The organism is Methylobacterium tardum (assembly GCF_023546765.1).
Lineage (GTDB): Bacteria > Pseudomonadota > Alphaproteobacteria > Rhizobiales > Beijerinckiaceae > Methylobacterium > Methylobacterium tardum.
This window is the reverse complement of the sequence record NZ_CP097484.1, coordinates 2,059,359-2,078,159: the sequence shown is the minus strand read 5'-3', so window position 1 is coordinate 2,078,159 and position 18,801 is coordinate 2,059,359. Positions and strand designations below refer to the sequence as shown.

The following is an 18,801-nucleotide window of genomic DNA, read 5'->3' as shown; positions in this document are numbered from 1 at the left end:
ATGGCCCCCCCATCCGAGATCATCATCGTTCGGCGGACGGCCGAGGAGGAACCCGTTCATCACGGGGGTGTCTGGAAGATCGCCCTTGCGGACTTCATGACCACGATGATGGCCCTCTTCCTCGTCCTGTGGCTCATGAAGATCACGAACGAGGAAACCAAGACCAGCATCGCAAACTACTTCAATCCCATCAGCCTCTCCGAGGCCTTGCCGGTCCGGAAAGGACTGACGGATCCGCAACCCACCTCGACGGATCCGGAGCCGGGCACCAAGGCCAGTGAGGCCGAGGCGACTGTCCGGGACCGGTCCGGCAACCTGCCGCCGGGATCTGCGGCTCGGGAACGCGAGCTGTTCCAAGATCCCTATTCTGTGCTGGCCAATCTCGCGGCCGCGATCGAGCCGGACAAGCCTCGAAGCACCGCCACGATCGGCGATCTCGGCGAGGCGGGACGCCGGGGCGGCGAGGTTCCGCGTGACCCGTTTGATCCTCTCTACTGGCAGGTCACCACCCTGGCACCCGCGCGGGCCGAGCGTCCCGCGTCCGCCGGCATCGCGCCCCCGCCGACCCTGGCCAAGCCGGATGCGCGCGGCGCCGGGACTGTCACGCGCCGGGACGCAGAGGCCAAACCGGGGGAGGCCAAACCGGGGGAGCCCCAGCCTGAGGGCCAAGAGAACGCGCTCAGGGCCGAGGACGCCGCGAACGGGCAAAACCCTGCAGGCCCCGACCTCGCGGCTGCCCAAGCCGCGCTAAAAGCCGAAATCGCCAAGATCTTCCCGCCTGCCGCCTCCGGCACGCCCGGCCCCCGTGTCGACGTCCAGGGCACGCCGGAAGGGCTCCTGATCAACCTGACGGACGACCTGAACTTCAGCATGTTCGCGGTGGGCTCGGCCGAGCCCAGACCGGAGATGGTGCGGGCCATGGAGCGCCTCGCCAAAGCGCTCGCCGCGCGGCCAGGGCGGATCGTCGTCCGCGGCCATACCGACAACCGCCCGTTCCGCTCCGAGGTCTACGACAATTGGCGGCTCTCGACCGCGCGCGCCCATATGGCAGCCTACATGCTCACCCGTGCCGGGATCGATCAGGCGCGGATCTGGCGCGTCGAGGGAGCAGCCGATCGGACGCCGCGCAACGCCGCGGATCCGAAGGCGCCCGAGAACCGGCGGATCGAGATCCTCCTGCAGGGTCTCCGGGATGAGGGTGACCAGGATCGGGCGGACCCTGCCGGTTGTTCTCGGCCTGCTCACCACGGCGATCGCCAATCCGGTCGCCGCGGAACCGGCCTCCGCGTCGGTTGCCGTTGCGCGGCCGGGCCAGCCCGCACCGTCAGGCCCCGTGCCGGCTGTGCCCCCTGTTCCCGAGCCGTCGGCGCGGAAGGGCACGCCTGTGGAGTGGGTGCGCACGCTGCAATTGCTGCAGGATCGCGTGGCAGCCGGGTCGCTGGCCGCTCACGCGAGCCAGCCCGTGCTGATCGCCCGGATCAACGCGGATCTCCTGAGCGCACCGCCCGAGGTCTGGGCCGACCGTCACAACCTCCGGTCGGCAATCACGTTCGCTCTCAGCGGCGGCGGCCCGGCGATCCTGCGGAACCTCACCGCGCGGGACGGAATCGGCGAGCCCGAGGCGACGCTCGCGCGCGGCGCACTCGCCTATATCGAGGGCCGGGAGGCCGAAGCGAATCGGCTGCTCAGGGATGTCGACACGGCGGATCTGCCGCCGACGCTAGCTGGGGCGGTCGGGCTCACACAGGCCTCGCTGACGGTGACCGAGAACCCGAACCGGGCCATCATCCTGCTCGACGGCGTCCGCCTGCTGGTGCCGGGGACCCTGGCCGAGGAAGGAGCCCTGCGTCGCGAGATCTTCGCCCTCGGGCAGCTCGGCGAGCTGAAGAAGTTCGAGGCGTTGGCGATCCAATACCTGCGCCGGTTCCCACACTCGATTTATGCGGGCAATTTTCGGCAGCGCCTCGCCTATCAGTTAACCCAGTTCGATGTCGGGCAGGATGAGGAGCGCTTCGCGGTCCTCAACAGGATCCTGAACGAGCTCGGTCCGGAGAGCCGGCGGGACCTCTACCTGCTGATTGCCCGGACGGCGATCCAACAGGGTAAGACGGCCTCGGCTCTCCTGGCTGCCGACAAGGCCCTGGCGCTCTGCGCGCCCGGAAGTCCGGAGGCGATGCAGGGCCGGCTCTATCGAGCCGCCGCCGAGATCGTGAATCTCACGACGTTTCAATCCGGGCTCCAGGCTCTGAGGAGTCTCGACAGGGCCAAGCTGACGGCCCGCGACGTCATCCTCCTCGATACGGCCCTGTCGACGGCCGAGGAGATCGGACGCGGGCTGACCGGACGGCCCGGTCTGCCGGAAGCCAACCTCGCCACCGCGAAGCCGGCGCAGGCCGTTGCGGAATCTGCTGGCGAGCCCGCGAGCCTGATCCCGAAAGCGCAAGCCACAATCGACCGGATTGATCTGCTCCTCAGTAAGGCAAGCCCGTGACCACGATCACTGCCGCGGTTCAGAAACCCAGCCCCAAACACGAGCGGGAGGTCGCGCCGTCCCATGCGGAGGACGATGTCCAGAAGCCGCCGGCCGCGGAGCCGAATAGCCGCTTCGGAGCCGTGATGCGTGCGGTCTCGAAACCGGCTGCCGCGCCGCGGTCCGGGACCGACGCGCCTGAGGCGGACGATCCGGATCGTGCGCCCGGCGACAGGGACGGGGCGGACGCCGCTTCCGGTGCAGGCCTTCTCGTTCCGCCTGCTCCGAGCGAGGCCGCTGCGCTTCTCGCCAATATCCTGAGCGCAGCCCTCGCGACGGCCTCGCCGGGATCCGGCACGGCAAACGGAACGAGTACTTCGGTCTCGATTCCCGACACATCGCATTCCGGGGCACAGGGCGTCCCGATGGCGGCCGGCACAGGCGCAACAGCCGCGCCCGCGGGTTCTTCGGCGGAATCCGGACCCGGTCCGGACTTCGGGGTGGGTGGAAACGTGGCCGCGGGCGTGGCCCCGCCCACCGGATCCGGTCCGGGCGGCCCGCCGAAAATTTCGGTGCTGGACCGTGCGGTTCACTTCAAGCCGGTTCGACCCGTCACGGCGCAACGCGTTCCCGCGCTGCCGGCCTCCTCAGCGCCGGCCCTCTCAGGCACCGCCGATACCGCAACGCAATCCGATCAGACAGGATTGTCGGAGCTGATCGCCCCTCCGCTTCAGCCTGCCCGACCCGGAGGGCCGGACGGCGTCGCCGACACGTCTCAGCCGGGTCTGGCCGGCTTGCCGGACCAACACGTCGCAGCGGCGGCGATCGGCGTGCCCCGCCTCCAGACTGAGCCGGAGACCCGCACCGCCGACGAGGCGGCTCGGACCGCTGTCGCGGGGCTCGACAAGGGGGACATCGCGGCGCGCGAGGACAGCCGTGCGCTCTTCGGGATCGCCAAGACGATCCTTGAAGCCACCGACCGGCGCACGCGGGACGGCAGTCCCATTGCGGGGACGCAGGACCGATCTGGAACCGGCCCAGGCCTGCCCGCGGCTTCGCTGCCGACGATCGCGGCGGCGATCAAGGACGAGATCGACCGTGCGGCCTCTGCGGCTTCGACCGGATCGGAGACGCGTGTCGCCGGCGACCCTGCCGTCAAGGCAACACCGGATGGGCCGCTGCGGACGCTGAGGATCCAGCTCAGGCCGGAGGACCTCGGGACCGTCACGGTGGAGTTGCGGCTCGCGAACGGACAGCTCGAGACGCATCTGCGTGCGTCGCGGCCCGAGACGGCGGCGCTGCTGCACCGGGACTCGGCCATCCTGACCGACCTGCTCAAGCAGGCCCACTATCAAGCGGCAGTCACGGTCAGTCAGAGCCGCCCGGCCGAATCTGGGAACTGGGCCGGAGGCGCGCCGTCACAGGGGCAACCCTCCTTCGCCGACGGCGGTGCCCGGCCGGGCCAAGGAGGGGACAGGCAGCGGCAGGCGGAGCAGCCCCTGCCCGCCGACAGACGGGAAGGAGAGCGGACGTATGAAACGGTACGTCCTCGCGACGGCGGCGTTTATCTGTAGCGCAGTCCCAGTGGCGGCGAATGTCTGCGAGGCCGAGATGGGCCGCGCCTCTGTGCAGTACGGCGTTCCGCTCGGCGTGCTCTACGCTGTCGGCCTGACGGAAACGGGCAAGCGCGGCTCGCTCCAACCCTACGCCATGAACATTGAAGGGGCAGCCTACTTCGCGACTGGGCCGAGGGACGTGATCGCCCACTTCACCGAGGCCCGCCGCAGGGGCGTGCGCCTGATCGACCTCGGCTGCATGCAGATCAACCACCACTATCATGGTGCAAAGTTCGGATCGATCGAGGCCATGATCGATCCGCGCGCGAATGTCGATTACGCCACGCAATTCCTCCGCGAGTTGAAGAAGCGGGAGGGCAGCTGGACGTTGGCGGTGGCGCGCTACCATGCCGGCCCGCACAACAACGCCGCCCAGAAGCTCTACATCTGCCGGGTGATGGCCAACATGGTTGCCACGGGTTTCGGCCAGTGGACCCCGGCCGCCACGCAGTTCTGCCGGTAACGGTGCACGTCAGGGGCTGCTTTCGTCATCCGCGGGCGGTGAACCCCCACGCCTCAGCAATGGCGAAAGGAAGCTGAAGGTTGGCCTCGCAGACGATGTCGAATGTCGCGCGATATACATTCATGAGAGACCAGACATCGAGACGGTGATACGCATCGAAAGACACTGAGAACCGCTCCTGTTCGTCACCCCGTCAGAACCGGGTGAAACGACAACACGCGCGGGCGCACAGGGTTCTGCGGCCGGGAGCCGATGCGGCGAACGGACCGCTTGGTCCCCGATGTGGTCCAATGGAACGTGTGGAGGACGCCCCACCGGCGAAGGCATCTCCGGCCGTCTCAGGCCGCTCTCGTCCGCCAACGTCCTGATCCAGATCCTCGGCGGCCAGCGGCCGTCATAAACCGCGGCACGTGCCGTAGCTGACCTTGACCTCGTTGCGATCCTCTGGATTCAGCTGCGCCTCGACGAAATTTAACTTGTTCAAATCAATCAACAAGAAGTAAACACCGTTCTGGCACTTGATCGCATTGCGCGGCGTGCGCTCATTCAACCGCGGGGATGCGGGTTGGCACTCGTAATAATCGGAGCGGCCAGCGGAGATCACGGTCAGCAGTCCGCCACTGGAGACGAGGGAGAACGTTCGGGGCTTGCGCGGCGCCTTCGCGCCCTCCGCCGCGCCTGCCATATCCAGGCCGACCGACACGTCCTCCGTACAGGTCAGTGGGCGGCGCAACTGAGAGGCCGACGGCGTGATGCTCAGCAGGAGGAGCGCGCCAGCGAGCGCTACCCGTTTGGCGATCATCGGTGGGGTGCCCATGATTCGTGGGTAGTTTCTACCGACAAGCTAGGCTGCTGTACGCGGGTGTAAATGCCGCAGGCCCGAGTAGAATCCTCGATCAACAGATATGGCGCTGCATTCGATCTCTTCCCGTCGGTGATTTCCGATCGAACGAGGCGCCGGAGCGGAATTCGGCCCTACAGTGCTGCGGCTGGCCGCAGGTCATGGATCTGATATGCCTCTACGCGGCGGAAGACGTCACGATTCAGGCGTCTCGGTCATCGTGAGACGGCCCAGGGGCCGGACCGCTTCCGAGCCGTCAGTCGTTGGCCGCGTCATCGGACGTTTCCGGATTGTCATTGGCGGCGCCCGCCTCGCGTCTCGCCGCAATCTCCCGGCCGATCTCCAGCAGCAGCAAGCGCGACAGGTGCTGCATCATCGGCGTGCCGTACAGGGCCATCAGCCGATGCGCTCGGATGGCCGCGCGCGCCATGCGGTCAAAACCATCCTCGTTGGACATGGCGGCGGGGGTCGCTCAGTTGAATGCGAGCATACAACCTAAAGGCTAGGCTTGAGTTCGATCGCGGCCTCGGAAAGTGCTCTGCCTCGCGCGTCGATCCGGATCTCCTCGGCGGGCGAGGCTCGTGTCCGGCTGCAGGCTCCAATGGGCCCGGGCCGGACGTCCCGGAGACGCCGGACCGGAGAGATGCTGTCGACCCGCGCGCACGACGTCTCGCTGCCGCGCGCCCGGCTCTACGGCGCGGGCGCTCCCGGTGCAGCCGCATAGGTCGAGACGGAGGCCGGCAATTGCGCCTTCTCGCGCTGGGCCGATCGTGAATCGCGCTTCTCATAGAAGGCGTTGCCGCCGGCGACAGCCACGTAATGCATGTTATTGTAGGGGAAGTGCCGCCCCGCGGTGTGGAAGTACATCGCCTTCCCGACCTTCGGGTGCCGCTCGCCTGCCAGGACGGCGTCAGCCGCATCGGCGACCTTCTGGAGGTCCTTGTCCTGCATCGGCTTGGTCAGGACGCCCGGAGCGAACTGTCCCGGCTGGCCGACCACGGCGCAGATGCCGCCCGGGAAGATCGCGTTCTCAAGCCGGTTCATGACAACGGTACCGACGGCGATCAGCCCATCCCCGTCGCTGCGGTTCGACTCGAAATACATGGCCCGACCGAGACAATCGCGCTCGGCATCGCTGACGACCATCGGCGGCTTGTGGCCCGGAATCGACCCTGTCGTGAGCACCGGCGCGCCAGTATTGCAGGCGCCCAGGGTGCAGGTCATCGCGATGACACCCAGGACAGGAGCAATCTTCGTCCTCTCGCTACCCTGCATGCATCTGCGCTCCGTGCTCCTTCAGCCTCGTTCCGCCACGCGGCCGCCGCCCTGTTCGGGCCGGCGCCTCTCAGCAACCTGGCGTCGACCAAGCTTGACTGCACGTTCACGGCGATGATGTGGCGACGGCCACCTGACGGCTCAGGCCCCCGGCCCGGTCGGGCAGGAGGCGCGGGCACGGCGGTGTCGTGCGCAGGCCACAGCGCGCGTGAACCGGGGCCGGCCTGTTGACCTGCTTCGGGCGCCCGACCCATGGTGCCCGCGACGGTTCCCCCTCGGGGATCAAAAGGGAATGCGGTGCGGGTTCGACCCAAAGCCGCGGCTGCCCCCGCAACTGTAAGCGGTGAGCCTTCGCGTCACCACGTCACTGGGCGGCCTCGCCCGGGAAGACGACGTGAGGGCGGCGACCCGCGAGCCAGGAGACCTGCCGTCTGTCGTGGTCACACGCGAGGTCCGCCGGGCGGGGTGTCCCGGAGGATGCCGGAGACGGTCGCGGAAGCGGCCGGCACGGCCTCGTTCGCGGTGACGTGCCACTGCCGCCGCCCGAGGTCCCGTGTCCCGTCCGCCCGTGCGCTCCGCGCTTCCAGTCCTTGCAGCCTTGGCAGCCTTGGCAGCCCTGACGTCCGCCGCCTCCGCCCAGGACCGGTCCGGCCCCGTCTCCGGCGGCGAGACGCAGCTCGAAGAAATCTCGGTGACCGCCGAGCCGACGACCCCCACGCGGATCGGCTTGTCGGCGAGTGCCGGGTATGTCGGCGGCACGACCGGGATCGGCGGCCCGCTGCTCACCGTGGACTCGGCCAGTGCCGGCGTGATCACGGGCGCGCAACTCAACAGCCGGCCGGTGACGCGCCCCGGCGAGGTGCTGGAGGCGGTGCCGGGCCTGATCGTCACCCAACATTCCGGGGAGGGGAAGGCCAACCAGTACTTCCTGCGCGGCTTCAACCTCGACCACGGGACCGACATCGCCATCAGCGTCGACGGCATGCCGGTGAACATGCGCACTCACGCCCACGGGCAGGGCTACGCCGACCTCAACTTCCTGATCCCGGAGCTTGTCGGCGCAGTCGCGTTCCACAAGGGGCCGTACTTCGTGCGCGACGGCGACTTCGCCTCGGCGGGCTCGGTGCGGATCGACTATCTCGACACGACCGCCAAGAACCTCGCCCTGACCTCGATCGGCTCGTTCGGCTACAAGCGGGCCCTGTCGATCACGACCGTGCCGCTCGGCGAGGGCAACCTCCTCCTGGCAGGCGAAGCCCAGGTCTACGATGGGCCGTGGGTGGTTCCGGACGCGCTACGCAAGATCAACGGGGTGGCCCGCTACAGCCAGGGCACGGCGCTGGACGGGTTCTCGATTACCGGCATGGCCTACGCGGCCCGCTGGACCGCCACCAACCAGATCCCGGAGCGCGCCGTGGGGGAGGGGCTGATCGGCCGCTACGGCACGCTCAATCCCACGGATGGCGGCGACAGCGGACGCTTCTCGCTCTCGGGACGGTTCAGCGCGACGGACGAGACCGGCGTGACGCGGGCCTCGGCCTACGTGATCCGCTATCAGATGAACCTGTTCAACGACTTCACCTATGTCCTCAACGATCCCGTCGGCGGCGACCAGTTCCACCAGCGCGACCAGCGCATCCTCGGCGGCGGCGAGGTGCGGCACATCTTCCAGGGCGACCTGTTCGGACGGCCGCTGGAGGTCGAGATCGGCGCGCAGACCCGCACCGACTCGATCCGGGTCGGCCTGTTCAACACCACCCTCCGGCAGTACCGTTCGACGGTGCTCGACGACCGGGTGCTCGAGTCGAGCGGCGCGCTCTACCTGGACACGCGGGTGCGCTGGACCGAGTGGCTGCGCACGAGCGTGGGCGTGCGCGCCGACGGCTACTACGCCGATGTCCGCTCGTACACGCCCGCCAATTCCGGCAAGGCGACCGACGGGATTGTCAACCCGAAGCTCGGGCTCGTGCTCGGTCCCTGGTTCGACACCGAGTTCTACGTGAATTACGGCGGCGGCTTCCACTCGAACGACGCGCGCGGCGTCACCGCCACGGTGGATCCCGCAAGCCCCCTGTTCACCATCACCCGCTCGCCGTTCCTGGTGCCCTCCACGGGCTACGAGGTGGGCCTGCGCAACCGCTCGCTCAGTGGGCTTGAGACGAGCCTCGCCCTGTTCCGGCTCGACTTCGCGTCCGAGAACATCTTCCAGGGCGATACCGGCACCACGGAGCCGAGCCGTCCGACCCGGCGCTTCGGGGTCGAGTGGACGAACCGCTACGCGGTGACGCCCTGGCTCTCGCTGGAGGGCGATCTGACGATCACCAATGCCCGGTTCACCAGTTACGACCCGGTGGGCAACCGGGTCCCGGAGGCGCCCACCACCGTCGCGTCGGCCGGCGTCACGTTCGGCGAGCCGCTCGGCTGGTTCGGATCGTTGCGGTTGCGCTATTTCGGGCCGCGGCCGCTGATCGAGGACAATTCGATCCGCTCGCGGGCGACCGCGCTCTTCAACGGCCGGATCGGCTACGCCTTCGCCAACGGCGTCAGCGTCTCGCTGGACGTGCTGAACCTGACCAACAGCAAGTCCGACCAGATCACCTACGCGTATGTCTCGCGGCTGCCCGGCGAGGCCGCCGAGGGGCTGATCGACCGGGTATTCCACCCGGTGGAGCCCACGGCCGTGCGCCTGACCATCGCGGGCCGCTTTTGAGGCCCGTCTGGCCGCGACGAGCCCGGCCGCACGGGCTCTGACGGGGCGCGCGGCGTCAGTGCTGGCCCTGGCCGGCGGCCAGGATGGTGACGCCCACGGCGATCACCGCGATGCCCGCCAGCATCGTCGGGCTGATCGCCTCGCCATAGAGCCACGCGCCGCCGAGCGCCGCACCGATCATGCCGACGCCGGACCAGATCGCGTAGACGACGCCGATCGGCAGCATGTCCATGCTGGTCGACATCAGCCACAGGGCGGTGCCGTACCCGACCGCCACGATCAGCGTCGGCCCCGGCCGCGTCAGGCCGTCGGCCGCCTTCAGCGCCAAGGTGGCGGTGACCTCCGCGCCGATGGCGAGCCCGAGGATCAGGTACGGATTCATGGGACGGAGAACTTTCGGGCTGGGCGGGCTTCGCGGACCGGGCGGTCGGGGCGTGTCGGGACCGGGTTCGAAACGGGTGCCCGCGCAGACGACGCGTGGCGACCGCGGTCCGAGCCTGCGCCGGATCGGCCGCAGACCATCGACAGTCGTCGCCGATCACATCGCCACAGAATCCATGAACATTTCAGAACCGGCGCCGCTCCCTATCTCTCCGGGTGACCGAGGACTGACGGAGGCTCCCGCCGCGCCCGCGGCCCCGGCCGACCCAGGGCCGGTTTGAGGCTTTCGTTAAGGCCTCCTGATCATCGTGCTGATCATCTTGGTCGCGCGCTGCCGCCTGGGCGGCCCCACGACAGCGACGTTTCAGAGCAGCACAGATCGAGCATGACCGCGTCCCCGGCGATCCCGGATTCTCCGGCCCCCACACGCCGGGGCCGACGCTGGGGCGTGACCGCGGCCGTCGGCGCCGCCGCCGTGGCGGGCAGCGCCTGGACGGCTGCCGCGCTGATCAACGTCCCCGATCCCGTCACCCTCGCGGCGCTCGCCGTCATCGAGCCTTCGGCGGTTGGCCCGTGGTTCCCGAGCCGGGTCATCCAGGCCCCCGCGCGGGCGCGCGACCTGCCGTCCCGGTCGCGCCCGATCCTCGACCGCGTGCCCTGGAAGGGCCGGACGGTCCCGCTCATGGACATGCTGGCGGCGACCCATACCAACGCCTTCCTGGTGGTGCAGGACGGGACCCTGGTCCACGAGTGGCAGCGCCCCGGCACCGGGCCGGCGACGCTGTTCCCGTCCTGGTCGGTGGCGAAGTCGATCGTCTCGCTGCTGGTCGGCGACGCGGTGGCGCGGGGCCAGCTCGCGGAGACCGACCGCGTCTCCACCCTCCTGCCCGACCTGAAGAACGGCGCGGTCTTCGGCCAGATCACCGTGCGCAACCTCCTCGACATGGCGAGCGGGATCGCCGTGCCGGAGAACTACGATCCCCGCCACCCCCTGACCGGGACGGCCGGGATGTACCTGACCCGGGACATCGCGGGCTTCGTGCGGGACAACGCGCATCTGGCGTTCAAGCCCGGCAGCCAGGGCCGCTACCGCAGCATCGACACCGAATTGCTCGGCCTGATCCTGGCCCGGGTCGAGGGCAAGCCGCTGGCCGACATCCTCTCCGAGCGGATCTGGAAGCCGATGGGTGCGCAGGCCGACGCCACCTGGAATCTCGATCGGCCCGGCGGCCTCGAGAAGGCGTTCTGCTGCATCAACGCGACCGCCCGCGACTTCGCCCGCCTCGGCCTGCTGGTGGCCGACCAGGGCCGGGCGGGCGGAAACCGCATCATCCCGGCCCGCTGGATCGACCGGATCCTGACGCCGGCTCGGCGCGCGGTCGACGGCTGGCAGTACTCGGCCCAGTGGTGGCACGCCCCTGGCGGCAGCGACAGCGACATCTCGGCGATCGGCGTCTACGGCCAGTACGTCTACGTCAACCAAGACACCGGCACGGTGATCGTGAAGCTCAGCGATCATGGCGCCGAGCAGGACGAGGTCGACACGCTGTCGGTGATGCAGGCGATCGCGGCCGACCTCGCGGCCACGGCCCGACAGGATCCGTGACGCGGATCCCTGCCGCGCCGGGAGACCGCCTCCGCCGGGACGGTCAGGCCTCGGTCGGGCCGGGCTGCGGCTCAGGGGTGCGGCCGGTGATCCGGTGCAGTCGGGCCAGGGAGCGCGCCCGCCAGTTGCGCACGAGCCGCCATCCGACGCGCTTCCAGGCGATGGACGGCACCGGTGAGACAGGATCGATCAGGGCGCTGAGCGCCCGCGTGTAATCGAGCACCAGCCCCGGGGTCCAGGTCATGGACCGGGCCCCGTTGCGCAGGAACGCCGCCGCCCAGAATTCCGGGGTGGTCAGCGCCTTGGCGAGCGTCCGCCAGGGATGGCCGCCGCGGCTGAAGGCACCCTCGGCCGCGACATCGAGGGCCCGGGCCGCCGTCGTCGAGCAGTTGCGGCTGATGAAATTGTAGGTGGTGTCCTGGCGGTAAGCATCCCAGAACGCCCGCAGCCGGGCGGCGTCGATGCCGTTGAGCGTCACCGCGACAGTGGCCGGGCACCAGTCGCCGACCTCCGCCGCGTGGGAGGGCAGGAAGCGGCCGGGCACGTCGTTCTCGGGGCCGGCGCGCAGGCTGGAGCGCAGGTTGGCGGGCGAGCGGTCGATCTCCACGGCCGGATAGTGGCTGATGTAGAGGTCGTCGCCCTGCCCGAGGGCAGCGTGCCCCGTGGAGAACCGGCCCGCCTTGTCGACGGAGGCCACGTAGCGCCGGATCAGCCGCTGGCCGGCGGGGTCGTCGCCTGTCCGGTCGGAGTCCAGACATAGACCGTCAGGCTGCCGGGCTCGGCGGCGGGGGCGGGCGGTCCGGCCTCCTCGGCGCCCAGACGCCGCGTGCGCAGGCCGACCAGCGCGAGGTTGGCGCCGTTCAGGATCAGGAACATCCCGATGCAGTAGCCGACCGTGCCGGCGTACCATGTCGGCCATGGCTGGAGGTGGAACAGGCCGAAGGCGACGCTGAGGGCGCCCAGCGCCACCGAGATCCGCCAGCCCGTGAACTTCAGCAGGCTCGCGATCGTGATCCGGACCACGCCGTCAACTGTGAAGGCGATGCCGAAGATCATGGCGAGCAGGAAGGTGCTGTGCCGCGTCGCCATCATGATCAGGACGGCCATGATCGACAGCAACACCCCCTTGAACAGGCGCAGCCGGCGGGCCGCCCCCAGGGCGGAGACGCCGACGGCCAGCGAACTGACGCCCTCAGCGAGCAGGATCAGGCCGAACCACCGGTCCGGGACATGGAGGGCGCCGTCGAGGGAGTCGATGACGACGAGGATGCCCAGCAGCGACCACAGCAGGCCGGTCGCCAGGATGAGGTACCAGTGCCGCCGCACGGCCGCGCGGCCCACGAGCAGCATCCAGAGGGGCGCCATCCGCCCGCCATCCGCATCCGCGCGGCTCGGCCCGGATGCGGCCACCGACGCCAGGGCGCGCGGGAGGGGGTCGAACACAGGCCGGACATGAGCGGTCGCCCTCGAAAGCGCGTATGGGACAGCGTCCCCGCAAGGTTCGCCGCTCCCGTCCGACAGGAGAGAACCTCGGGTGCGCGGACGCTCTGCGGAGCGCTCCGGGTGCAAGATCCCTGACTTGCCTGATGACTTTGTTAATCGAGGCCCGGAGCGCCGGCCAGCGAATGCCGGCAGCGCTCGGATAACCTTAACGAAAGCCGATAACGCGTCGGATCACCGTGCCTGTGTGGCCGGAACGGATTCGGCGCCGTCCGGCGCTTGGGTCTTCCGCATCCGCCAGCGCAGGCGATCCGGCGGTTGCGCCACGGCCGGCGTGACGCGCCTGTATTCGTAATAGGAAATTATCAAAGCGATCCAGCACGCTGGTTGCGCATATTGCTTCGGTACATTCCGATTAACGATGAGTTTCTCCCTCGTTAGAGGATGTAACCACTCTGAATTGCGAACACCATGATCAGACTAGATGGATCGATTGATCCTTGAGTGCCACACGGAGTCCAGACGAAACGAGATTGCTTGGAGCGCAGGCCGCGTGGCCCCGCACACCTACAGGACGCGGCAACCGCCTGCCGAGGCGCCGATTTCGGCCGCCGGTTCGGATTTCCAGGGCCGATTCGCGGTCCTTCAGCCTGTCATGGCCGCTCTGTCCGCAATCATCGCCGCCATGATGCGGATCGATCTCGGAAGGTGCGCAATATTTGCTGCGGCGACGAAGTCGATAAACCTCACGTTGCCAAGCAAGAACACATTGTGTTCAAAGCTTATCCTAAGATAAACACTAGACAAATTGCCTGAGTTTTGTATTGTTAGGTGCCAATGTTGGCAGATCCGAAGCACTCAGACAGAGATCGAAGCGATAAAAACCGGTCGCATTTCCGGTTCATCGCCGATCTCCTCGATCTGCTTCGCTTCTCTGTTGTGGGGGGTTTATGGACACTATCAATTTGCATGAAAAATCCGCCGATCCGAACACGGATCTGATCAAGTGCACGACATCCCTGGTCGCCGCCTACGTGTCGCGGAACGCGGTGGGTGTTGGCGATCTGTCGGGACTGATCGATCAGGTTCATACGGCGATCTCGGTTCTGCAGGGCGGCGGGTCGGGCGCCGGCTGGACCGGACCGACCGCCGCGCAGATCGAGGCCTCGATCCAGCATGACGGCCTGATCAGCTTCATCGACGGCCGGTCGTACAAGACCCTGAAGCGCCACCTCACCGCGCACGGGCTCACCCCGGAGCGCTACCGGGCGAAGTACGGGCTGCCGGCCGATTATCCGATGGTCGCCCCCGGTTACGCCGCCAAGCGTTCGCAGATCGCCAAGGCCATCCAGCTCGGCCACAAGGCGGCCTGACGAACACACGATCCGCTTCGCTGTCCGCCGACGGCCCGACCGGGCTGCCGGCAGAGCGCCGCGCCCGGACGCTCCGGAGCGCGCCCTGCAGGATGAGCGTCCGGCTCAGCAGGCTGCGCACAGGAGGGTTCGTCCATCGGGATCGGTTGGGGGCCGAGCCCGACAGGCGCTGCGCAGGGCGGAGCGGGTCGTGTGACCGGGAGGGCACAGGCCCGCGGCCCGCTTCAGGCCCCGGCGGGATGCCGGGCGCATCCGCACCTCCGCCACACTCGAAGACCCCAATCGTCCGGCAGCCGCGTTCAGGCCTTGGCGACCGCCAAGGTTCCATCATCCATGGCGACAAATCGAATCCCGGCGCGGCGCAGCGCCTCGACGGCGTGGAGCCGGGAGCGGCTTCCCCGGTGCTCGCTGCCTTCCTCCAGGCGCCGGACCGTGGAGTGCGAGAGGCCGCTCGCCTGAGCCAGGTCCATCATCGACCAGTCGAGCAGCGCCCGCGCAGCGCGCAGGTGATGGCCGGTCACCGATTGCTCGAGACCCTCGCGCAGGACCGCCGGCACGCGCGAGCTGGCGCCGGCAGGATATTTGAGGCCGCACCGGCCGAGATACGTCCCGTCCGGGTCCCAGACCGGCATGGTGAGGATCCGGAAATGCCAGAGCTCGCCATTGGCGAGGCGCTCATGCGCCGTGCTCTGGAAGAAGCTGCGCCGCGCGATCTGCTCGCCGGCGAGAACCTGGAACGCCTTCCGCTCCTCGGGAACGATCATGAGATAGGGATCGGCGCAGATCTCCTCGAGCGGAAGTCCGTGGACCTGCGAGACTTCGAAGGGCATTTCCCGGACGAGGTCGAGGCCCACCGAGAAGGTGGTGATGTGCTCGGTGAGGTAGAGCGCTCCCCGCCGTCGCCGCTCCTCATGCCGCAGATGGGCCAGCTGCTCGCGGTCACTCACGTCGAGCGCCGTGCCGTTGACCGCCACGGGCCGCCCTTCGGCCGAGAAGCGCATCTCCATCGTCAGCGAGAGGGTGCGCATCGTGCCGTTGGGTCGAATCACCCGGGCGATCGTCTCCCGCGGGACATGGCCCTGCCGGACATCGGCGATGGAGGGCAGCAGGTGCCGGTCTTCCGGGTGGATCAGGGTGAGCAAGAGTTCGTAGCTCGCCTTCGCAGCATTCGGGACAAGGCCGAGCAGGCGGTAGAAGCCGGGCGACCAGAGCTGCTCGCCGCCTGCGAAAACCCAGCTCCACGCGCCGCTGACACCGCGACTTTCGGTGATCGTGAGGAATTCTCCTGACGAGAATGTCAGAGCGCTTAAGGCAGAATGGAACATAATCGGCTACCTGAATCGTACCGTTGATCATGCTTCCCGGCCTAGATCGGCCTGCAGTTGGAATTATCTTGCGTGTGTATTCTGATGAGGCCTAGGCCCTCGGTTAAAATCGACGTCGTGCGGCATTTCACAGCTTCAATTTCTCCGCAACAGGGAGATGCCTTATGATGATTGTCACTGTCATTCCAGCGAAAGCTCGTCATTGATTTCAGCCCAGAACTTCAACCTGAAAATGTTCATCTCTGTGCTTCATTCACCTGTACGCGACCACGCCGCTGCCGAACGAGAGACCCACAGGGATATCAGTCGCGATCCGCACAATGTTCCCTGCCAGATCAGGGCTAATTCATAATTAAATCCTGGCCGATTCTGTGCATAATTCGAAGCTCACACGCGGCATCATACGATGTATGCAGAATTATCATAGGATATGATGCCGGAAATTGACTGCGATGAATAAATTATCACCGATATTTAGTGCGATAGGTCACAAATCAATATAGATATCGCGCACAATACTTCACGTCGAACAGACGTATTCCGGATTTGAATAATGGGCTCATCTTCGGCTGGCGGCAGCCTCCGACGCCGGACAGGTCGCCGCGGCCCATGCGACGGGGCCCGATCAGGCCGCGAGCGTCCGGCGCGCGATTGACAGGCCGGGCCGCACGGTGCGGAAAAGCGTCGGCCTGTCGGGAGGAGCCGTATGAAGGTTGCCTGCATCGGCGAGTGCATGGTCGAGCTGTCGGAGCGTCCGGACGGGAGTCTCGTCCGCGGCTTCGGCGGCGACACCCTGAACACCGCCCTCTACCTCGCGCGCCTGGGCGTCGCGGTCGACTACGTGACGGCCCTGGGTGACGACATCTGGAGCGACGAGATGGCGGCGGCCTGGGGCCGCGAGAGGATCGGCCTCAATCAGGTCCGACGGATGCCGGGCCGGATGCCGGGCCTCTACATCATCCGCACGGATGCCGACGGTGAGCGCAGCTTCCATTACTGGCGCGAGCGCGCGGCGGCCCGGGACCTGTTCACCGGGCCGGGCGCCGCCGAGACACGGGCCGCCCTCGAGACCTACGATCTCGTCCACTTCTCCGGGATCAGCCTGTCGCTCTACGGCGAGACCGGGCGCGCGGCCCTGTTCCAGACCCTGGCGGACCTGCGGGCGCGGGGCGGGCAGGTGGCCTTCGATACCAACTACCGTCCCCGCGGCTGGCCCGACCGGGACGAGGCCTGGGCGGCCTTCCGCACGGCCCTGGCGCTGGCCGACCTGATCTTCGCCTCGGCGGAGGATCTGGACTGGCTGTTCGGCGAGACGGGCGAGGACGAGGTGCTGCGCCACCGCGGACGCGCCGAGATCGTGCTCAAGGCGTCGAGCGGATCCGCACCGACCGCTCGGGTGCTGCACGGGGCGGGCGACGTCTCCGTGCCGGCCGTGCCAGCGGCCCGGGTCGCCGACACGACGGCCGCGGGCGACAGCTTCGCGGCGGGCTACCTCGCCGCGCGCATCGCCGGGCTGGCCCCAGAGGCGGCCGCCGCCGAGGCACATCGCCTTGCCGGGGCGGTGATCGGACACCGCGGCGCCGTGATTCCCCGGGAGGCGATGCCAGCCCTCGCCCTGCCTCCCGCTTTTCGGCGGCCCGCTCCGGAGGCCTGAGGGCCGCCGGGTCCGGGGCGGCCCATGCCCTTGAGGCGGGCCAGCGCAACCGCTACCTCTGCCGTCCGGGGGGATGGCCCTCCGCAGCAGGATCGCCGCACCTGGCGCGGCCGAGAGGGCACCCGTGGCGCCGAGTCCCCCGCCGATTCAGGTTCCCGAGCCCGACGCCTCAGCGCCCGGCACCTCCCCGAAGACGCGGGTCAGCGCGCGGGGGAGGCTGCGGACCTACTTCCTCACCGGCATCATCGTGGCCGGGCCGCTGGCCATCACCGCCTACATCACGTGGTGGTTCATCGCGCTGATCGATTCGTTCGTGAAGCCGCTGGTGCCGGCGAGCTACCTGCCGGACCATTACCTGCCGTTCTCGATCCCCGGCCTCGGACTCGTCATCGCGTTCCTCGCGGTGACGCTGCTCGGCTTCCTCACGGCCAACCTCGTCGGCCGGTCGGTGATCGAGTTCGGTGAGGTGCTGCTGGCCCGGACCCCGGTGATCTCGGGCCTCTACAAGGGCCTGCGCCAGATCTTCGAGACGCTGTTCTCGGCCAACGGCACGTCCTTCCGGACCGTGGGGCTGGTGGAGTTCCCCGTGAAGGGCACGTGGTCGGTGGTGTTCCTGTCGGCCCCGGCGGCGCCCGAGGTCGAGGGCGCCCTGCGGGAGCGGGGCGCCGCGGCGGACGAACTCGTCGGCGTGTTCCTGCCCTGCGCGCCCAACCCGACCACGGGCTTCTTCTTCTACCTGCCGCGCGCCGAGGTGGTGGAGCTCCACATCAGCGTCGGCGACGCGGCCAAGCTGGTGATGTCGGCGGGGGTGATCCAGCCGGAGGATCCGCAAGGGCGCCTCAACGCCATGGCGGCCTCCCTGCGGGCGGCCCATCAGGCGGGCGGCCCGGCGCCGCAGCGGGAGCCCCAGGACGCGTGAGGGCCGAACCCGGATCGTCTCGTTGGTGATCGAATCGCCGCGCCCGTCATCGCGGGCGCCGCGAAGCGACCCAGCCCAGCGGAACATCCCGGATAGGGCGCCGCCGGCATGGACGGGGCGCCCGTCTCGGCCTCGGCTACGAAAAGGCCGCCCCGCATGGGACGGCCCTGAACTCCAGATCGTCAGGAGCGGCTCAGCGCTGAAGCGAAGCCGTCTGCGGCGCGAGAGTCGGCGGGGTCGCCTGCGCCACCGTCACGGCGCTGCGGGGCGCGGCCGGCGTCCAGCCAGTGGCGCATTGCAGGGCCAGGGCGAGGCCCAGCGCGACGCAGAGACCGTTGGCGAACAGCCAGAAGGGGCGGGCGGCCTGCCGTACGGCAGCCTGCAATTCGTCCGCAGACTTGCCCACCGCCGCGGCGGTGCGATCCGAGATCGGCAACAGCCAGGGCTCGTTCGGCAGGGCTTGAACACCGGCCATCTCGTGGGAGCCCGGCAGGTTTTGGAACAGTCCGTTCGACATGTCCGTCCTCCAGATTCGTCCGTGATGTCCCGGCTTACCGGGCCATTCGTTCATCTCCAGTTAAGGGAAGATTGTGGCTGATGCAAGGTCACGAGGCCTGTCCGCAGCCCGCCGCGCCGCCATCCGGCCGCCGCCAAGCTTCCGCCTTGTTCCGTCAAGTTCCTGAAATCATTGCCCTTTGTCGAGCGTCTGTGACACTGCCGCATCGGAC

General features: G+C 68.4%; 16 protein-coding genes, 1 pseudogene and 1 riboswitch. Of the genes and pseudogenes, 9 read left to right on the top strand and 8 right to left on the bottom strand.

The annotated features are described in order from the left end of the window. The 4 genes and pseudogenes from M6G65_RS09740 to M6G65_RS09725 form a co-directional block, all read left to right on the top strand. A pseudogene (locus M6G65_RS09740) lies at positions 1–1,122 on the top strand (MotB family protein); the annotation flags it as partial. Positions 1,123–1,192: 70 nt separating this feature from the next. Then, positions 1,193–2,491 (top strand): chemotaxis protein, encoded by a 1,299-nt coding sequence (locus M6G65_RS09735; RefSeq protein ID WP_238195654.1) that lies wholly within the window; start codon positions 1,193–1,195, stop codon positions 2,489–2,491. 491 nt (positions 2,492–2,982) lie between these two features. Beyond that, positions 2,983–4,044, top strand: a complete 1,062-nt coding sequence (locus tag M6G65_RS09730; RefSeq protein ID WP_238195655.1) for a flagellar hook-length control protein FliK — start codon at positions 2,983–2,985, stop codon at positions 4,042–4,044. Next, entirely contained in the window at positions 4,004–4,549 is a 546-nt protein-coding gene (locus M6G65_RS09725; RefSeq protein WP_238195656.1) for a transglycosylase SLT domain-containing protein, read from the top strand. Before M6G65_RS09730 ends, M6G65_RS09725 begins: the two co-directional genes overlap by 41 nt. A gap of 394 nt (positions 4,550–4,943) precedes the next feature. On the opposite strand, the gene M6G65_RS09720 is transcribed toward M6G65_RS09725, so the two are convergent. The 3 genes from M6G65_RS09720 to M6G65_RS09710 form a co-directional block, all read right to left on the bottom strand. Continuing rightward, entirely contained in the window at positions 4,944–5,351 is a 408-nt protein-coding gene (locus M6G65_RS09720) for a hypothetical protein (protein WP_238195657.1), read from the bottom strand. A 295-nt stretch (positions 5,352–5,646) separates the two neighbouring features. Further along, positions 5,647–5,847: a hypothetical protein gene (locus tag M6G65_RS09715; RefSeq protein WP_238195658.1), complete on the bottom strand. Its 201-nt coding sequence runs from the start codon at positions 5,845–5,847 to the stop codon at positions 5,647–5,649. Between the two features lie 233 nt (positions 5,848–6,080). Then, positions 6,081–6,665, bottom strand: a complete 585-nt coding sequence (locus M6G65_RS09710; protein WP_238195659.1) for a cell wall hydrolase — start codon at positions 6,663–6,665, stop codon at positions 6,081–6,083. Positions 6,666–6,913: 248 nt separating this feature from the next. Then, a riboswitch (cobalamin riboswitch) is annotated at positions 6,914–7,111 on the top strand. A 107-nt stretch (positions 7,112–7,218) separates the two neighbouring features. On the opposite strand from M6G65_RS09710, the gene M6G65_RS09705 reads away from it, so the two are divergent. Continuing rightward, positions 7,219–9,375, top strand: a complete 2,157-nt coding sequence (locus M6G65_RS09705) for a TonB-dependent receptor (RefSeq protein ID WP_373323700.1) — start codon at positions 7,219–7,221, stop codon at positions 9,373–9,375. 55 nt (positions 9,376–9,430) lie between these two features. Here M6G65_RS09705 and M6G65_RS09700 read toward each other — a convergent pair whose 3' ends face one another. After that, complete coding sequence (locus tag M6G65_RS09700) at positions 9,431–9,757, bottom strand: DMT family transporter (RefSeq protein WP_192709110.1); 327 nt, start codon at positions 9,755–9,757, stop codon at positions 9,431–9,433. 384 nt (positions 9,758–10,141) lie between these two features. On the opposite strand from M6G65_RS09700, the gene M6G65_RS09695 reads away from it, so the two are divergent. After that, entirely contained in the window at positions 10,142–11,362 is a 1,221-nt protein-coding gene (locus tag M6G65_RS09695) for a serine hydrolase domain-containing protein (RefSeq protein ID WP_238195660.1), read from the top strand. 43 nt (positions 11,363–11,405) lie between these two features. Here the strand turns inward: M6G65_RS09695 and M6G65_RS09690 are convergent, their stop codons facing one another. Then, positions 11,406–12,059, bottom strand: a complete 654-nt coding sequence (locus M6G65_RS09690; RefSeq protein WP_250103870.1) for a lipoprotein N-acyltransferase Lnb domain-containing protein — start codon at positions 12,057–12,059, stop codon at positions 11,406–11,408. A gap of 11 nt (positions 12,060–12,070) precedes the next feature. Next, positions 12,071–12,727: an HdeD family acid-resistance protein gene (locus tag M6G65_RS09685; RefSeq protein ID WP_250103869.1), complete on the bottom strand. Its 657-nt coding sequence runs from the start codon at positions 12,725–12,727 to the stop codon at positions 12,071–12,073. Between the two features lie 1,025 nt (positions 12,728–13,752). Between M6G65_RS09685 and M6G65_RS09680 the strand changes: the two genes are divergently transcribed. Further along, positions 13,753–14,175 carry a Ros/MucR family transcriptional regulator gene (locus tag M6G65_RS09680; protein WP_192709113.1) on the top strand — a complete coding sequence of 141 codons (423 nt, stop codon included), beginning with the start codon at positions 13,753–13,755 and terminating at the stop codon, positions 14,173–14,175. 299 nt (positions 14,176–14,474) lie between these two features. Here M6G65_RS09680 and M6G65_RS09675 read toward each other — a convergent pair whose 3' ends face one another. Further along, the gene (locus M6G65_RS09675; protein ID WP_238195662.1) at positions 14,475–15,500 is read right to left on the bottom strand and encodes a PAS domain-containing protein; all 1,026 of its coding nucleotides are present in this window, start codon (positions 15,498–15,500) and stop codon (positions 14,475–14,477) included. Between the two features lie 706 nt (positions 15,501–16,206). On the opposite strand from M6G65_RS09675, the gene M6G65_RS09670 reads away from it, so the two are divergent. Then, positions 16,207–17,154 carry a sugar kinase gene (locus M6G65_RS09670; RefSeq protein WP_250103868.1) on the top strand — a complete coding sequence of 316 codons (948 nt, stop codon included), beginning with the start codon at positions 16,207–16,209 and terminating at the stop codon, positions 17,152–17,154. A gap of 124 nt (positions 17,155–17,278) precedes the next feature. Continuing rightward, a complete protein-coding gene (locus M6G65_RS09665; RefSeq protein WP_250103867.1) occupies positions 17,279–18,073 on the top strand; it encodes a DUF502 domain-containing protein in 795 nt (264 codons plus the stop codon). Between the two features lie 193 nt (positions 18,074–18,266). On the opposite strand, the gene M6G65_RS09660 is transcribed toward M6G65_RS09665, so the two are convergent. Next, positions 18,267–18,590, bottom strand: a complete 324-nt coding sequence (locus M6G65_RS09660; RefSeq protein WP_238195665.1) for a hypothetical protein — start codon at positions 18,588–18,590, stop codon at positions 18,267–18,269. Positions 18,591–18,801 lie beyond the last annotated feature (211 nt).

Excerpts from the sequence above, each read along its gene's own strand:
- M6G65_RS09735 (WP_238195654.1), top strand. The coding sequence starts at position 1,193 with ATGAGGGTGACCAGGATCGGGCGGACCCTGCCGGTTGTTCTCGGCCTG.
- M6G65_RS09725 (WP_238195656.1), top strand. The coding sequence starts at position 4,004 with ATGAAACGGTACGTCCTCGCGACGGCGGCGTTTATCTGTAGCGCAGTC.
- M6G65_RS09720 (WP_238195657.1), bottom strand. The coding sequence starts at position 5,351 with ATGATCGCCAAACGGGTAGCGCTCGCTGGCGCGCTCCTCCTGCTGAGC.
- M6G65_RS09715 (WP_238195658.1), bottom strand. The coding sequence starts at position 5,847 with ATGTCCAACGAGGATGGTTTTGACCGCATGGCGCGCGCGGCCATCCGA.
- M6G65_RS09710 (WP_238195659.1), bottom strand. The coding sequence starts at position 6,665 with ATGCAGGGTAGCGAGAGGACGAAGATTGCTCCTGTCCTGGGTGTCATC.
- M6G65_RS09700 (WP_192709110.1), bottom strand. The coding sequence starts at position 9,757 with ATGAATCCGTACCTGATCCTCGGGCTCGCCATCGGCGCGGAGGTCACC.
- M6G65_RS09695 (WP_238195660.1), top strand. The coding sequence starts at position 10,142 with ATGACCGCGTCCCCGGCGATCCCGGATTCTCCGGCCCCCACACGCCGG.
- M6G65_RS09685 (WP_250103869.1), bottom strand. The coding sequence starts at position 12,727 with ATGGCGCCCCTCTGGATGCTGCTCGTGGGCCGCGCGGCCGTGCGGCGG.
- M6G65_RS09680 (WP_192709113.1), top strand. The coding sequence starts at position 13,753 with ATGGACACTATCAATTTGCATGAAAAATCCGCCGATCCGAACACGGAT.
- M6G65_RS09675 (WP_238195662.1), bottom strand. The coding sequence starts at position 15,500 with ATGTTCCATTCTGCCTTAAGCGCTCTGACATTCTCGTCAGGAGAATTC.
- M6G65_RS09670 (WP_250103868.1), top strand. The coding sequence starts at position 16,207 with ATGAAGGTTGCCTGCATCGGCGAGTGCATGGTCGAGCTGTCGGAGCGT.
- M6G65_RS09660 (WP_238195665.1), bottom strand. The coding sequence starts at position 18,590 with ATGTCGAACGGACTGTTCCAAAACCTGCCGGGCTCCCACGAGATGGCC.